The sequence below is a fragment of the Streptomyces sp. CA-146814 genome (genome assembly GCF_050942385.1).
Taxonomy (GTDB): domain Bacteria; phylum Actinomycetota; class Actinomycetes; order Streptomycetales; family Streptomycetaceae; genus Streptomyces.
The window spans coordinates 7184330-7199912 of the sequence record NZ_CP192068.1 but is presented as its reverse complement, the minus strand read 5'-3'; the positions used below and the strand labels follow the sequence as shown (position 1 = coordinate 7199912).

The following is a 15583-nucleotide window of genomic DNA, read 5'->3' as shown; positions in this document are numbered from 1 at the left end:
CACCTTTTCTGCCATCGGGCCTTTCCCGCGCTGGACACGTCCCCCGCACTTCACGGCGTACCGACCAGTCGGTAACGTGCGGGTATGAGTACTCTTCCGGCCCGTGCGGAACGCCGCTGCCACAACGCCGTCAACCCGCTGCACTCGTGCCTCTTCTTCTCTCCCGACCTCGGCGCCGAGATGGGGAAGCTCGGTATCGAGGACCCGAGCGCCGCCTACTTCGCGACCCGGGCCGCCGCGTTCGGGGCGGTGGGGGCGGGCGCCGTCACCGCGACCTTCTACAACTTCAACCCCGCCCTGGTCGCCCAGCACGTGCCCGCCGTCTGGTCCGTGGCCTCGCCCGGGCAGGTGCTCGGGGCCCGGCTGCGGGCAGCGGACGCGACGCTGCGGCGGCTGCTCGGCGAGGAGATCATCGGCTCCGAGGAGATGGCGGAGGCGGCCCGGCTCGCGCTGCGCGCCACCGAGGCGTGCACCCCGCACGCCCGCCCGCTCTACGCGGCCCACGCGGAGCTGCCGGTACCCGAGGAGCCGCACCTGGCGTTCTGGCACGCCGCGACCCTGCTGCGCGAACACCGAGGCGACGCGCACCTGGCCGCGCTGCTCGCCGCCGGTCTGGACCCGGTCGAGTCGCTCGTCAGCCACACCGCGACCGGCAAGGGCATGGCCATCCGCTGGATCCTCTCCTCGCGCGGCTGGCGGCGCACCGACTGGGAGGCGGCGTCCGAGCGGCTGCGGGAGCGCGGGCTGCTGGTCGCGGGCGAGGAGCTGGCGCTGACCGAGGCGGGGACGGCGCTGCGCGCGGAGGTGGAGGAGGCGACGGACCGGATGGACCGGGCCCCGTACGAACACCTCGGCGCGGAAGGCGTGGAGCGGCTCACCGAGCTGGGGCGCGGCTTCCTGTTCACGGCGGCCGCGAACGGCGCGTTCCCGGCCGAGGCGACCGGGCGCTGACCCGCGCGACCGGCCCGGGAGCTCCCGTACCCGGTACGGGAGCTCCCGGGCGTGTTCCCCGAGGTCATGCGACACCGCCCCCGACCACCCGGCACAATGCAGCTCTGGGGGTCCGATCCGACCGAGAGGGCCCTGTCAACTGCACAGCCAGTACGAGAAGGCGAGTCGGGAAACCGTGACGACGTCCATCGAAGGCAGGATCGCCGAGGAGCTCGGCGTACGTGAGCGACAGGTCAGGGCGGCCGTCGAGCTGCTCGACGGCGGGTCCACCGTGCCGTTCATCGCTCGCTACCGCAAGGAGGCGACCGAATCGCTCGATGACGCGCAGCTGCGCACGCTGGAGGAGCGGCTGCGCTATCTGCGGGAGCTGGAGGAGCGGCGTACGTCGATCCTCGAATCCGTACGCGAGCAGGGCAAGCTCGACGCCGCGCTGGAGGCCGCGATCCGGGGTGCCGAGACGAAGGCGCGCCTGGAGGACATCTACCTGCCGTTCAAGCCGAAGCGGCGGACGAAGGCGCAGATCGCCCGGGAGGCGGGGCTCGAACCGCTGGCGGACGGCCTGCTCGGGGACCCGTCGGCCGATCCGCTCGCCGCTGCCGCCGCGTTCGTGGACGGCGACAAGTGCGTGGCGGACGCGGCGGCTGCTCTGGAGGGCGCGCGGGCGATCCTCACCGAGCGGTTCTCCGAGGACGCCGACCTGACGGGTGAGCTGCGCGAGCGCATGTGGACCCGTGGCCGGCTGGCGGCGAAGGTGCGTGAGGGCCAGGAGGAGGCGGGCGCCAAGTTCGCCGACTACTTCGACTTCGCGGAGCCGTTCACCGCGCTGCCCTCGCACCGGGTGCTCGCGATGCTGCGCGGCGAGAAGGAGAACGTGCTCGACCTGGTCCTGGAGCCGGAGGAGCCCGAGGCCGCCGAGCGGCCGGGCCCCTCGACGTACGAGAACATGATCGCCCGCCGCTTCGAGATCGCTGACCGGGGCCGGCCGGGCGACAAGTGGCTCGCGGACACGGTGCGTTGGGCGTGGCGGACCCGGATCCAGGTGCACCTCGGCATCGACCTGCGGCTGCGACTGCGTACGGCGGCGGAGGACGAGGCGGTCCGGGTCTTCGCCTCGAACCTGCGCGATCTGCTGCTCGCGGCACCGGCCGGGACGCGGGCCACGCTGGGTCTGGACCCCGGTTTCCGTACGGGGGTGAAGGTCGCGGTCGTCGACGCGACCGGCAAGGTGGTGGCCACCGAGGTGATCCACCCGCACGTGCCCGCCAACAGGTGGGACCAGGCGCTGGCCAAGCTCGCGCACCTGGCGAAGGAGCACGCGGTCGACCTGATCGCGATCGGCAACGGCACCGCCTCCCGTGAGACGGACAAGCTCGCCGGTGAACTGATCGACAAGCACCCGGAGTTGAAGCTCACCAAGGTGATGGTCTCGGAGGCGGGCGCCTCGGTGTACTCCGCCTCCGCCTTCGCCTCGCAGGAACTGCCCGACATGGACGTGTCGTTGCGCGGCGCGGTGTCGATCGCGCGGCGGCTCCAGGACCCGCTGGCCGAGCTGGTGAAGATCGACCCGAAGTCGATCGGCGTCGGCCAGTACCAGCACGACCTCTCCGAGGTGAAGCTCTCGCGCTCGCTGGACGCGGTCGTCGAGGACTGTGTGAACGGCGTCGGCGTGGACGTCAACACCGCCTCCGCGCCGCTGCTTTCACGGGTCTCCGGGATCAGCTCCGGTCTCGCCGAGAACATCGTCGCGCACCGCGACACCAACGGCCCCTTCCGCTCCCGCAAGGCGCTCAAGGACGTGGCGCGGCTCGGTCCGAAGGCGTACGAGCAGTGTGCGGGCTTCCTGCGGATCCGGGGCGGCGACGACCCGCTGGACGGTTCCAGCGTGCATCCCGAGGCGTACCCGGTGGTGCGGCGGATGGGGAAGACGGCGGGCGGCGAGGTCGCCTCGCTGATCGGCAACGCGGAGGCGCTGCGGGCGCTGCGGGCGGCGGACTTCGTGGACGACATGTTCGGTCTGCCGACCGTGACGGACATCCTGAAGGAGCTGGAGAAGCCGGGGCGCGACCCGCGGCCCGCCTTCCGCACGGCGACCTTCAAGGAGGGCGTCGAGAAGCTCGGCGACCTGGAGCCGGGCATGGTGCTGGAGGGCGTCGTGACGAATGTGGCCGCCTTCGGCGCGTTCGTCGACATCGGCGTCCACCAGGACGGGCTGGTGCATGTGTCGGCGCTGTCGAAGACGTTCGTGAAGGACCCGCGTGAGGTCGTGAAGCCCGGGGACATCGTGAAGGTCAAGGTCATGGACGTCGATGCGCCGCGCAAGCGGATCTCGTTGACGCTGCGGCTGGACGACGAGCCGGGCGCGGGTGGCGGTGGGCAGGGTCGCGGTGAGCGCGGCTCGCGTCCGCCGAAGCAGCGGCAGGGCCAGGGCGGTCAGGGGTCCGGTGGCGGGCAGGGCCGTCAGGGCGGCGGCCGGGACCGGCGCGGCGGTGGCGGCGGTGGATCGCGGCAGGGGCAGGGTGCTCCGGCTCCGGCGAACAGCGCGATGGCCGATGCGCTGCGGCGGGCCGGGCTGACCGATCCGAAGCAGGGCGGCCGGGGGCGCTGAGCCTCGGTGGTCTCCGGGGGCGGCCCGCCCCCTCGCGGGGTTACGGGGGTTGAGTGCGGGCCGCACTCAACCCCCGTCACTCCGCTCAGACTTCCTTGACCTGGCCGTCCGCCACTTCGATGCGGCGCGTCACGCGGACCGCTTCGAGCATCCGGCGGTCGTGGGTGACCAGCAACAGCGTGCCCGTGTAGCTCTCCAGGGCCGACTCCAACTGCTCGATGGCGGGCAGGTCCAGATGGTTCGTCGGCTCGTCCAGGACCAGGAGGTTGACCCCTCGGCCCTGGAGCAGGGCGAGGGCGGCGCGGGTGCGTTCGCCCGGGGACAGGCTGGTGGCCGGGCGCATCACATGGTCGGCGCGGAGTCCGAACTTGGCGAGCAGCGTGCGGACTTCGGCCGGTTCCTCGTCGGGCACCGCCGCGCAGAAGGCCTCCAGCAGCGACTGGGAGCCGAGGAAGAGTTTGCGGGCCTGGTCCACCTCGCCGACCACGACGCCCGAACCGAGCGTGGCGTGGCCGGAGTCGAGCGGGAGCCGCTCCAACAGGGCGGCGAGCAGCGTCGACTTGCCCGCGCCGTTGGCGCCGGTGATGGCGACCCGGTCGGCCCAGTCGATCTGGAGCGAGGCGGGGCCGAACGAGAAGTCGCCGCGCACCACTTGGGCTTCGCGCAGGGTCGCGACGACCGAGCCGGAGCGCGGGGCGGTGGCGATCTCCATCCGCAGCTCCCACTCCTTGCGCGGCTCCTCGACGACATCCAGGCGCTCGATCATGCGCTGGGTCTGCCGGGCCTTCGCCGCCTGCTTCTCGCTCGCCTCGCTGCGCGCGTTGCGGCCGAGCTTGTCACCGTCGGTGGCCTTGCGGCGGGCGTTCTTGACGCCCTTGTCCATCCAGGAGCGCTGCATATGGCCGCGCGCTTCGAGGGCGGCCTTCTTGTCGGCGTACTCCTCGTACCCTTCGCGGGCGTGCCGGCGGGCGGTCTCGCGCTCCTCCAGGTAGGCCGCGTAGCCACCGCCGTACAGGTTGATCTGCTGCTGCGCGAGGTCGAGCTCCAGCACCTTGGTGACCGTGCGCATCAGGAACTCGCGGTCGTGGCTGATGACGACGGTCCCGGCCCGCAGCCCCGAGACGAAGCGCTCCAGCCGCTCCAGACCGTCGAGGTCCAGGTCGTTGGTGGGCTCGTCCAGCAGGAAGATGTCGTAGCGGGAGAGGAGGAGCGAGGCGAGTCCGGCGCGGGCCGCCTGGCCGCCGGAGAGCGCCGTCATCGGAAGGTCGAGGCTCACGCTCAGGCCCAGTTCGGCGGCGACCTGCGCGGCCCGCTCCTCCAGGTCCGCGCCGCCGAGGGCCAGCCAGCGCTCCAGGGTCTCGGAGTACGCGTCGTCCGCGCCCGGAGCGCCGGAGACCAGGCCCTCCGTCGCCTCGTCCATGGCGCGCTGGGCGTCGGCGACGCCGGTGCGGCGGGCCAGGAACGCGGCCACGGTCTCGCCTTCGCGCCGCTCGGGCTCCTGCGGGAGGTGGCCGACGGTGGCGGTGGGTGGCGAGAGGCGCAGCTCGCCCTCCTCCGGGCGGTCGAGTCCGGCGAGCAGGCGGAGCAGGGACGATTTTCCGGCGCCGTTGACTCCGACGAGACCGATCACGTCTCCGGGGGCGACGACGAGGTCGAGTCCGGCGAAGAGTGTGCGGTCGCCGTGTCCGGCGGCGAGGTCCTTGGCGACGAGGGTGGCAGTCATCAGGGTGCCGATCCTAGTCGCCGGTGGCCGGTGCCCTCCGCTGCCCTCTGCCCCCGACGTGGGGTTCTCCGTTAGCGTCCGGGCAGCGACAGGTGCGTACGGACGGGACAGGAGTGACCATGGCGACGGATGACGCAGGTGTGGCGGACGTGGCGGATGTGATCGTGCTGGGCGGCGGGGTCATCGGTCTCACCACCGCCGTGACGCTGGCCGAGCGCGGGCTGCGGGTGCGGGTCTGGTCGCGCGATCCGGCCGGGGCGACGACCTCGGCGGTGGCGGGCGCGCTGTGGTGGCCGTACCGGATCGAACCGGCGGAGCGGGTCGGCGTCTGGGCGCTGGAGACGCTTGCGGTGTACGAGGAGCTGGCGGCCGGGGCCTGTCGTCAAACTGCCGTCGTCGCCCGAAGCCCGGCAGACGGCAGTTTGACGACAGGCCCCGGGCCCGGTGGCACCGGCGTACGGCTGGTGGCGGGGGTGCACGGTGGTGAGCGGTTCGCGGCGCTGGGGCCGTGGGCTGCGGAGCTGAAGGGCGCGGTGGAGGTGGCCGAGGGGCTGCGGGTGGTGCTGCCGCTGCTGGACATGCCGGTGCACCTGGCGTGGCTGGAGCGGCGGCTGGTGGCGGCGGGCGGTGCGGTGGAGCGGCGTGCGGTGGCGGGGTTCGCGGAGGCGGCGGCGCGGGCCCCGGTGGTGGTGAACTGCACGGGGCTGGGGGCGCGGGAGCTGGTGCCGGACGCGGGGGTGCGGGCGGTGCGGGGGCAGCTGGTCGTGGTGGAGAACCCAGGGATCGCGGAGTGGTTCACCGAGGCGGACTCGGCGTCGGCCGCCACGACGTACTTCTTCCCGCAGCCGGCCGGCCTGGTGCTGGGCGGTACGGCCGAGGCGGACGACGAGCGCCGGGAACCGGACGCGGGGACGGCCCGGGAGATCGTGGCGCGGTGTGCGCGGGTGCGGCCGGAGATCGCGCGCGCCCGGGTGCTGGGGCACCGGGTGGGGCTGCGGCCGGTGCGGGAGGCCGGGGTGCGGATCGAGGCGGAGGCCCTGCCGGGCGGCGGTCTCCTGGTGCACAACTACGGCCACGGCGGCGCGGGCGTGACCGTGGCCTGGGGCTGCGCACGGGCGGCGGCCGCCCTGGTGGGCTGAGCCGCCGCCGTACACGTACGAGGAACCGCCGCCGTACACGGAGGAGGAACCTCCGCCGTACACGTACGAGGAAGTCGTCCCCGGGAGCTGGAAGGTCAGTCCTGGGGGCGCTTCTCGATCGGGACCTCCTTGTGGCGTTCGTCCGTGGTGACCGTGGTGCCGGGGCCGATCCGGATCTCGAAGTCGCCGTCGTACTTCGCGTGCCCCTCGATCACCGCGGACTCGACCGCCTCCACACCGAACTCCTGGCGGACGATCTGCGGGTCCCGGCGCAGGTCGCGCATGAGGGCCACGCACATGCCGATCATCACGACGACGAAGGGGGCGGCGACCAGGATGGTGAGATTCTGGAGCCCCTCCAGCGCGTTCTCCTTGCCGTCGCCGATGAGCAGCATGATCGCGGCGACGGCTCCGGTGACCACACCCCAGAAGATGACGACCAGCTTGCCCGGCTCCAGGACGCCCTTCTGCGAGAGTGTGCCCATGACGATCGACGCGGCGTCGGCACCGGAGACGAAGAAGATGCCGACGAGGACCATGACCAGGATGCTCGTCACGGTGGCGATCGGGAACTCCTGGAGGACGCCGAAGAGCTGCGCCTCGGGGGTCTCGGCGCCGGTGAGCTTGCCCGCCTCGTCCAGCTTCATGGCCGTGCCGCCGAAGACGGCGAACCAGATCAGGCTGACCGTGCTGGGCACCAGGATGACGCCGCCGACGAACTGGCGGATCGTGCGGCCGCGGCTGATCCGGGCGATGAACATGCCGACGAAGGGCGTCCAGGAGATCCACCAGGCCCAGTAGAAGACGGTCCAGCCGCCGAGCCATTCGGCCACCTCACCGCCGCCGGTCGCCTCGGTGCGCCCGACCAGCTGGCCGAGGTCACTGAGGTAGGCGCCCAGCGAGGTCGGCACCAGGTCGAGGATGAAGATCGTGGGACCGGCGATGAAGACGAAGATGACGAGGACCAGGGCCAGCACCATGTTGATGTTGGAGAGCCACTGGATGCCCTTCTCCACACCGGAGACGGCGGAGGCGACGAAACCGACCGTCAGCACGGCGATGATGGCGACGAGGAGGCCGGTGCCGGCCTTCTCCAGCCAGTCCAGTTCCTGGATCCCGCTGCCGATCTGGAGCGCGCCGAGACCGAGCGAGGCCGCCGAGCCGAAGAGCGTCGCGAAGATGGCCAGGATGTCGATGAAGCGGCCGAAGCCGCCGTACGCGTGGCGCTTGCCGATCAGCGGCTCGAAGACCGCGCTGATCGTCTGGCGCCTGCGCATCCGGTACGCGCTGTAGGCGATGGCGAGGCCGACCACCGCGTAGATCGCCCACGGGTGCAGCGTCCAGTGGAAGAGGGTGGTGGCCATCGCCGTCTGCATCGCATCGGCCGAGTCGGCGGGGTCGGTGCCGGGCGGCGGCGTGCGGTAGTGGGCCAGGGGCTCGCTCACGCCCCAGAACATCAGCCCGATGCCCATACCGGCGCTGAACATCATGGCGATCCAGGAGATGGTCCGGAACTCCGGCTCCTCGTTCTCCTGGCCGAGGGTGATCTTCCCGTACCGGCTGATGGCCAGCCACAGGGCGAAGATGACGAAGCCCGACGCGGCGAGCATGAAGGCCCAGCCGCCGTTGTGGATCAGCCCTTCGAGCAGCTTGCCGGACGCGGTCTCCAACGATGAGGTGGCGGTCGCGCCCCAGATGACGAAGGCGAGCGTGAGGACCGCCGTGACGCCGAAGACCACCCGGTCGGTGGTCGGGGTCCGGGTGCTGACCGGTTCGGGTGGCAGGTCCGCCGTGACCGACAGTTCCTCCCGGCCCTCCGCTGACTGATCGTCCTGGGACACTGATGGCACCTTTCACCGAGTCTGAAAAACACTCTTCGTAGGCAGTACCACACCTGCCTACGATCTCGAAGGATCAACAAGTGGTGTTGGCTTGACCACGTGTGATCGGATATGTCGCCCGCTGATCGAGAAGCAGCGGAATCAGGTTCCTGCCCGACTGACGTAGGGGCACAAACACGCCATCACCATCGCGGTGGGACCGGACGCCGTGCAGGGCCAGCTCGTCCTTCACGTCGGCGTACTGGGCCACCGTCAGCCGGTAGCCGCACGGCGGGTCGGTGAGGATCTCGCCGGGCTCGGCCGGGTCGTTGTCGGCGCCGCCGAGATACACCGGGCCCCGGTCGGCGTACCCGGCCACGCGCGAGAGCCCGGTGGCCGCGCGGATGCGGAGGCGCTGCTCCTCGGTGAAGTCGAAGAGGCCGCCGAGCGCGGTCCGCTGGGAGTGGACCCTGCGGCGCTGGTTGAGGGCCTGGTCGTCCTTCTCCTCCTCGCTGAGCGCGTCGATGCGTGACTCGATGAGGAGGCCGACCGCGTGCTTGAGGCCGGAGGCGTTGCGCAGGATGCGTTCCTGGCCGTCACCGGCGGTCTGCTTGATGGGGTCGCCGGTGACCGGATCGGTCCAGATGCCGTAGTGGCCGCTGCTGTGGCCGGCGCCGGTCGCGGCAGGACGTACGTACTGCTCGGAGAGGGTCCGCGAGGCGTCGTGGACCCGGCCGGTGACGTTCAGGTTACGGGGCCAGAGGACGAAGAGGTCCTTGTCGTAGTACGGGGGTGTGGCGCCGTACTCGTGCAAGTCGTAGATGACATCCGGCCGTTCGTCGCGGACGACGGCCGCGATGGCCCGGCCCTCCGCGGTGGCCAGGGCGATGTGGTCCCGGTTGATGTCGACGCCGTCGGCGTTGCCCCGGATGTCGGCGGCGCGGCCGTCCGGGTTGGCGGTGGGCAGGACCAGGACCGTCGTACGGGAGAGGAAGGCGCGGGTGGCGCGGTCCTCGGCGTAGGCGAGGTCGCGCACGGTGGTCAGACAGGCCTCGCGGCCGGCGGGCTCGTCGCCGTGCTGGCTGCAGATCAGCAGGACCGTGGTGGCGGCGGGGCGCTGCTTTCCGATGCGTACGAGCTGGAGCGGGCGGCCCTCCCCGGTCGTCCCGATCCGGTCGACGGCGACCCGGTCGCTCCCCCGGTCCACCGCTCCGAGGAAGGCCTGCTCCTCACCGAGCCCGGTCCAGCGGGCCCCCTCGCTCGTCTCGAACCCGGTGCGCGGCGGGCGCGGCGCCGCCTCGGCCGGTGCGATGGCGAAGGGGACGGCCAGCGCCGCCAGCACCCCCGCCACCACCGCACTCCGCCGCCGTCCCGCCTGGCCACGTCGGTGCGCACCGGACGGCGGGCGGCCCGGCCCTGCGACGGGTGCGAGCCATGGATGCGGGCTGAGCATGCGGAGTGCGCGGGTGATGCGAGGGGTCATCAGCGGCTGGCTCCCGGAGTACGAGTGAGTACGGGCGGAATACGGGCGCAGTACCGGCGGGGTCGAGCGGCGGGCACCGCGCGCCCTACCGGTCGGTCGGTGTCGCGGACGTTACCCCGGTCAACTCCCGTGCAACAGGGGGCGATCACTGCCGGCCGTGACGAGGGCATGGCGTTCGTGTGACAAGGACGCACGGATTCGACCGTCCTGCCCGGTGGGCGGCATAGCCTCGTTCCTGACCGGTCGGCACCACCCCCCGCCCGGTCCCGCCACCGGTCGGCACCACCCCTGCCCGGTCCCACGACCGGTCGGCACCACCCCTGCCCGGCTCCACGACCGCTCGGCGGCACCCTCCGCCCGGTCGACCGTCCCGGCGGCGGCGATCCGGCCGGAGCGGCCGGCGTCGTGGAAGAAGATCGCGGCGACCAACACGGTCCATGACCACAGGGACCACAGTCACGGCGGCCACGGCCACCGCTGACCCGCTGTATGTGCTCCGTCGAGGGACGTGGGAGCGGCGAAGCTCAGCCGCTCCGACGGCCCCTGGCGGCCCGGGCGGCCCGGGCCGCCCGGGCCATCGGCAGGTACCGCAGCCGCTCCGGGAGTACGGGCACGACGACCCGGAGCACCGAGCAGAGCCGCCGCAGCCGCTTCTCCTGAGCCGCCGTCCACGGCAGGCCGATCGCCGTGCGGGCGTCCGGCGGCATGAGCCCGATGGTGAGGAACCGCCGACCGCGGGCCAGCGGCGGCAGCAGCACCGGCCACAGGGCCCGCAGCGCCATCCGTACGGGCCACGGGCCACGGTCCGGCGGCGGCACGGGCTGGTCGACGTCGACCAGTTCGCGCACCACGGTCGTCGCCTCGATCTCGCCGGCGAGCATCTTCTCCCAGTAAGGCCAGAACTCCTCGATCGTCTGCGGCATGTCCCGGTCGTGGATGCCGAGGATCCGGCCGACCTGGAGCCACTCCGCGTACAGTGCGCGTTCCTGCGCCGGGGTCATGGGCCGGATCAGGTAGCGCGCGGCGTGCCGGTAGACGGGGAAGCCGGTGGCGTGCACCCAGGCGTAGTGGGCGGGCGTCAGCGCGTGGTAAGCGCGGCCCCGGGTGTCCGTGCCCTGGATGGTGCGGTGGAGCCGACGCAGCCTGCGGCCCTCCTCGGCAGCCTCCGTACCGCCGTACACCCAGAGCTGGAGCGAGCGCAGAGAGCGTTCGCCGCGCCCCCAGGGGTCGGTACGGAAGACGGAGTGCTCGTCGACGCCCGCGCCGACGGCCGGGTGGGCGACCTGGAGGGTGAGGGCGGCGGGCAGCATCAGCAGGGCCCGGATGTCACCGGAGAGGCTCCAGAGGACGCCGCCGGGCGGGGGCGGCAGGGGCTCCTCGACGCCGTTCGCGCTGCTCATCCGGTGCTCCCGCACTCCTGGCGGGCCTGCGGTGCGCTGCCCGTCCCGTGCTCTCCATGATCCCTCGTATACGGGGGATCGGGTGGCGGGGGGTCCGGGGCCGCCGGAGGCCGCAATGGCGAGGGCCGGGTCGGCCGCGGCCCGGGGTGGACGGCGGGGCCGCGGTGCCGGAGACTTTGGCAGGAGTGGTGAGACAGCGGCACTGTTCGATACGAGGTCGACTGCGGGGAGCAGAGATGGCGACGGGGACCGGGACCGACGAGCCCACGCTCACGGTGGACGAGCTGGCGGCGCGTGCCGGCGTCACCGTGCGTACCGTGCGGTTCTACAGCACCCGGGGTCTGCTGCCGCCGCCGGTCATCGGGCCCCGCCGGGTCGGGCACTACGGGGCCGACCACCTCTCGCGGCTCGCGCTGATCGAGGAGCTCCAGCACCAGGGCATGACACTCGCCGCCATCGAGCGCTATCTGGAGCAGCTGCCGCCCGACCTGAGCGCCCACGATCTGGCGATCCACCGGGCCCTGGTGGCGTCCTGGGCGCCGGACACGGCGGAGGACCTGACCCGGGCTGAGCTGGAGAAAAGGGCCGGGCGGGTGCTCGGTGAGCCGGATGTGGAGCGGCTGGCGGCGATGGGCGTGCTGGTGCGGCCGGAGGAGGACGGCGGTACGTACCGGGTGGATCTCGGGCTGTTGCGGCTCGGCGTCGAGCTGCTGGACGTGCCGATCGCGCACGAGACGATCCTGGCTGCGCGGACCGTGCTGCTGGAGCACACCCGGTCGGCCGCTCAGGAGATGACCCGGCTCTTCCGGGACGAGGTGTGGAATCCGTACCGGGAGCGCGAGGGCGATCCGGAGCATGTGGCGGCGATGAAGTCGCTCTCCGCGCACATGCAACCGATCGTCGTGCAGGCCCTGGTGACGGCCTTTCAGCGGTCGCTGAAGGAGGAGCTGCGGAGCGCGTTCACCGCCGAGTGACGGTCAACGCGCTCCGGAACGGCCTCAGTCGTGGAAGGTCTCGCCCTTCTCCGCCTTCTCCACCAGCAGCGCGGGCGGCAGGAACCGGTCGCCGTAGCGCTCGGCCAACTCCCGGGCGCGGGCGACGAATCCGGGCAGGCCGCCCTCGTACCCGTTGATGTACTGGAGGACGCCGCCGGTCCACGGCGGGAAGCCGATACCCATGATGGAGCCGATGTTGGCGTCGGCGACGGAGATGAGGACGTTCTCCTCCAGGCAGCGGACGCTGTCCAGCGCCTCGGAGAAGAGCATCCGCTCCTTCATGTCCTCGAAGGGGACGTCCGCCTCGGCCTTGGTGGTGAAGTGCTCGCGCAGGCCCGGCCAGAGACCGGTGCGCTTGCCCTCCTCGTCGTAGTCGTAGAAGCCCGCTCCCCCGCTGCGGCCCGGGCGGCCGAACTCGTCGACCATGCGGTCGATGACCTCGTCCGAGGGGTGGCCGGGCCAGGTGCCGCCGGCCTCCTCCACCGCGCGCTTGGTCTCGTTGCGGATCCTGCGGGGCAGGGTCAGGGTCAGCTCATCCATCAGGGAGAGCACCTTGGCCGGGTAGCCGGACTGCGCGGCGGCCTGCTCGATGGACGCGGGCTCCACGCCCTCGCCGACCATCGCCACGCCCTCGTTGATGAACTGGCCGATGACGCGCGAGGTGAAGAAGCCGCGCGAGTCGTTGACGACGATCGGCGTCTTCTTGATGCGCCGTACGAGGTCGAAGGCGCGGGCCAGCGCCTCGTCGCCGGTCCGCTCGCCCTTGATGATCTCGACCAGCGGCATCTTGTCGACCGGTGAGAAGAAGTGCAGGCCGATGAAGTCGGCCGGGCGGGACACTCCCTCGGCGAGGACCGTGATGGGGAGGGTGGAGGTGTTGGAGCAGAGCAGCGCGTCGGGCTCGATGACGTCCTGGATCTCCTGGAACACCTTGTGCTTGAGCGCGGTGTCCTCGAAGACGGCCTCGATCACCGCGTCGCAGCCCGCGAGGTCGGCCGCGTCGCCGGTCGGGGTGATCCGGGCCAGCAGCTCGTCGCGCTTCGCCTCCGTCGTACGGCCCCGGGAGAGCGCCTTGGCGAGCAGCTTCTCGCTGTACGCCTTGCCCTTGGCGGCGGCCTCGGTGGAGACGTCCTTGAGGACGACCTCGATCCCGGCCTTGGCGCAGGAGTAGGCGATGCCCGCGCCCATCATCCCGGCGCCGAGTACGGCGACCTTGCGGACCGGGCGCTCGGGGATGTCCTTGGGCCGGTTGGCGCCGGAGTTGACGGCCTGGAGGTCGAAGAAGAACGCCTGGATCATGTTCTTGGAGACCTGGCCGGTGACCAGCTCGGTGAAGTACCGGGCCTCGATGGTCAGCGCGGTCTCGAAGTCGACCTGGGAGCCCTCGACGGCCGCCGCGAGGATGTTGCGCGGCGCGGGCATGGGCGCGCCCGCGATCTGCTTCTTCAAGTTGGATGGGAACGCCGGGAGGTTGGCGGCGAACTTGGGGTTGGAGGGGGTGCCGCCGGGGATGCGGTAACCCTTGACGTCCCACGGCTGCTGGGACTCGGGGTTGGCGTCGATGAAGGCGCGGGCCTTCTCGATCATCTCCTCGCGGGTGGCGGCGACTTCGTGGACGAGGCCGTTCTCCAGCGCGCGCTGCGGGGTGTACTGGGTGCCCTGGAGGAGCACCTTGAGCAGCGCGTCGGCGATGCCCATGAGGCGTACGGTACGGGTGACGCCGCCGCCGGCCGGGAGCAGGCCGAGGGTGACCTCGGGGAGGCCGATGCGGGAGCCGGGGGCGTCGAGGGCGACGCGGTGGTGGGAGGCGAGCGCGATCTCGTAACCGCCGCCGAGGGCCGCGCCGTTGATGGCGGCGACGACGGGCTTGCCGAGGGTCTCGATGCGGCGGAGCGAGCGCTTGATGGCGGTGCCGGTGTCGAAGGCGGCCTGGGCGTTCTCCGGGCCGACCTTGATCATGTCCTTGAGGTCGCCGCCCGCGAAGAAGGTCTTCTTGGCGGAGGTGTAGATGATGCCGCGGATGGAGTCCTTCTCGGCCTCGGCGCGGTCCGCGATGGCCGCGATGGAGTCCTTGAAGGCCTGGTTCATCGTGTTGGCCGACTGGTCGGGGTCGTCGAGTACGAGGGTGACGACGCCGGTCTCGTCCTGTTCCCAGCGGATGGTGGTGCTCTCGGTCGTCATGTCGGTGTTTTCTCCGTAAGCAGGTGGGGCCGGGGCCGGGAACAGGTCAGATGCGTTCGACGATCGTGGCGACACCCATGCCGCCGCCGACGCAGAGGGTGACCAGGCCGAACCGCTGGTCGCGGCGCTCCAGTTCGTCGATGACGGTGCCGAGGATCATCGCGCCGGTCGCGCCGAGCGGGTGGCCCAGCGCGATCGCGCCGCCGTTGACGTTGACCTTGTCCAGGCTCAGGCCCATGTCCTTGACGAAGCGCAGGACGACCCCGGCGAAGGCCTCGTTGATCTCGACGAGGTCGATGTCGTCGATGGTGAGCCCGGCCTTGGCGAGCGCCTTGCGGGTGGCCGGGGCGGGGCCGGTGAGCATGATGGTGGGCTCGGAGCCGGAGACGGCGACGGCGACGATGCGGGCGCGCGGGGTGAGGCCGTAGCGCTCGCCGACCTCCTTCGAACCGATGGCGACGAGGGCGGCGCCGTCGACGATGCCGGAGGAGTTGCCCGCGTGGTGGACGTGGTCGATCTTCTCGACCCAGTGGTACTTCTGGAGCGCCACCGCGTCGAAGCCGCCCATGTCGCCGATGGCGGCGAAGGACGGCTTGAGGCCGGCGAGGGAGTCGGCGGTGGTGCCGGGGCGCATGTGCTCGTCGTGGTCCAGGACGAGCAGGCCGTTGCGGTCCTTGACCGGGACGACGGAGCGGTTGAAGCGGCCGTCCTTCCAGGCCGCGGCGGCACGCTCCTGGGAGAGGGCGGCGTACTCGTCGACATCGCGGCGGCTGAAGCCCTCGATGGTGGCGATGAGGTCGGCGCCGATGCCCTGCGGCGCGAAGCCGGTCTCGAAGCTGGTCATCGGGTCCATGGCCCAGGCGCCGCCGTCGGAGCCCATCGGCACCCGGGACATCGACTCGACGCCACCGGCGAGCACCAGGTCCTCCCAGCCCGAACGGACCTTCGCGGCCGCCAGGTTGACCGCCTCCAGGCCCGAGGCACAGAAGCGGTTCTCCTGGACGCCCGCGACGGAGTCGGGGAGGCCGGCCGCGATGGCGGCGATCCGGGCGATGTCGGAGCCCTGGTCGCCGAGCGGGCTCACCACGCCGAGGACGATGTCGTCGATGGCTGCCGGGTCCAGGTCCGGGAAGCGGCCCTGGATCTCGTGGATGAGGCCGACGACCAGGTCGATCGGCTTGGTGCCGTGCAGGGCGCCGTTGGCCTTGCCGCGGCCGCGCGGGGTGCGGATCGCGTCGTAGACGAATGCTTCGGTACTCAAGGCAGCTGCCTTTCAAGGGTGGTTG

The 15583-nt window shown here is 71.8% G+C and carries 10 protein-coding genes; 4 read left to right on the top strand and 6 right to left on the bottom strand.

What is annotated here, in order from left to right:
• Nucleotides 1-84 precede the first annotated feature (84 nt).
• Nucleotides 85-951, top strand: coding sequence for an SCO6745 family protein (locus ACQP09_RS31775; RefSeq protein WP_433405960.1), 867 nt, complete (start codon nt 85-87; stop codon nt 949-951).
• Between the two features lie 175 nt (nt 952-1126).
• The gene (locus tag ACQP09_RS31770) at nt 1127-3556 is read left to right on the top strand and encodes a Tex family protein (RefSeq protein ID WP_433405958.1); all 2430 of its coding nucleotides are present in this window, start codon (nt 1127-1129) and stop codon (nt 3554-3556) included.
• A gap of 85 nt (nt 3557-3641) precedes the next feature.
• Here ACQP09_RS31770 and ACQP09_RS31765 read toward each other — a convergent pair whose 3' ends face one another.
• Nucleotides 3642-5279, bottom strand: a complete 1638-nt coding sequence (locus tag ACQP09_RS31765; protein ID WP_433405956.1) for an ABC-F family ATP-binding cassette domain-containing protein — start codon at nt 5277-5279, stop codon at nt 3642-3644.
• Between the two features lie 140 nt (nt 5280-5419).
• Between ACQP09_RS31765 and ACQP09_RS31760 the strand changes: the two genes are divergently transcribed.
• Nucleotides 5420-6418, top strand: coding sequence for an FAD-dependent oxidoreductase (locus tag ACQP09_RS31760; RefSeq protein ID WP_433406833.1), 999 nt, complete (start codon nt 5420-5422; stop codon nt 6416-6418).
• Nucleotides 6419-6513: 95 nt separating this feature from the next.
• Here ACQP09_RS31760 and ACQP09_RS31755 read toward each other — a convergent pair whose 3' ends face one another.
• The 3 genes from ACQP09_RS31755 to ACQP09_RS31745 all read right to left on the bottom strand — a co-directional run bounded on the left by ACQP09_RS31755 (nt 6514) and on the right by ACQP09_RS31745 (nt 11121).
• A complete protein-coding gene (locus ACQP09_RS31755; protein WP_433405954.1) occupies nt 6514-8259 on the bottom strand; it encodes a BCCT family transporter in 1746 nt (581 codons plus the stop codon).
• A 73-nt stretch (nt 8260-8332) separates the two neighbouring features.
• Nucleotides 8333-9721 carry a M14 family metallopeptidase gene (locus tag ACQP09_RS31750; protein ID WP_433405952.1) on the bottom strand — a complete coding sequence of 463 codons (1389 nt, stop codon included), beginning with the start codon at nt 9719-9721 and terminating at the stop codon, nt 8333-8335.
• A gap of 524 nt (nt 9722-10245) precedes the next feature.
• Entirely contained in the window at nt 10246-11121 is an 876-nt protein-coding gene (locus tag ACQP09_RS31745) for an oxygenase MpaB family protein (RefSeq protein ID WP_433405950.1), read from the bottom strand.
• Nucleotides 11122-11357: 236 nt separating this feature from the next.
• Between ACQP09_RS31745 and ACQP09_RS31740 the strand changes: the two genes are divergently transcribed.
• Nucleotides 11358-12095, top strand: coding sequence for a MerR family transcriptional regulator (locus tag ACQP09_RS31740; protein WP_433405948.1), 738 nt, complete (start codon nt 11358-11360; stop codon nt 12093-12095).
• A gap of 24 nt (nt 12096-12119) precedes the next feature.
• Here the strand turns inward: ACQP09_RS31740 and ACQP09_RS31735 are convergent, their stop codons facing one another.
• Complete coding sequence (locus ACQP09_RS31735) at nt 12120-14297, bottom strand: 3-hydroxyacyl-CoA dehydrogenase NAD-binding domain-containing protein (protein ID WP_433405946.1); 2178 nt, start codon at nt 14295-14297, stop codon at nt 12120-12122.
• A gap of 46 nt (nt 14298-14343) precedes the next feature.
• A complete protein-coding gene (locus tag ACQP09_RS31730) occupies nt 14344-15558 on the bottom strand; it encodes an acetyl-CoA C-acetyltransferase (protein ID WP_433405945.1) in 1215 nt (404 codons plus the stop codon).
• Nucleotides 15559-15583 lie beyond the last annotated feature (25 nt).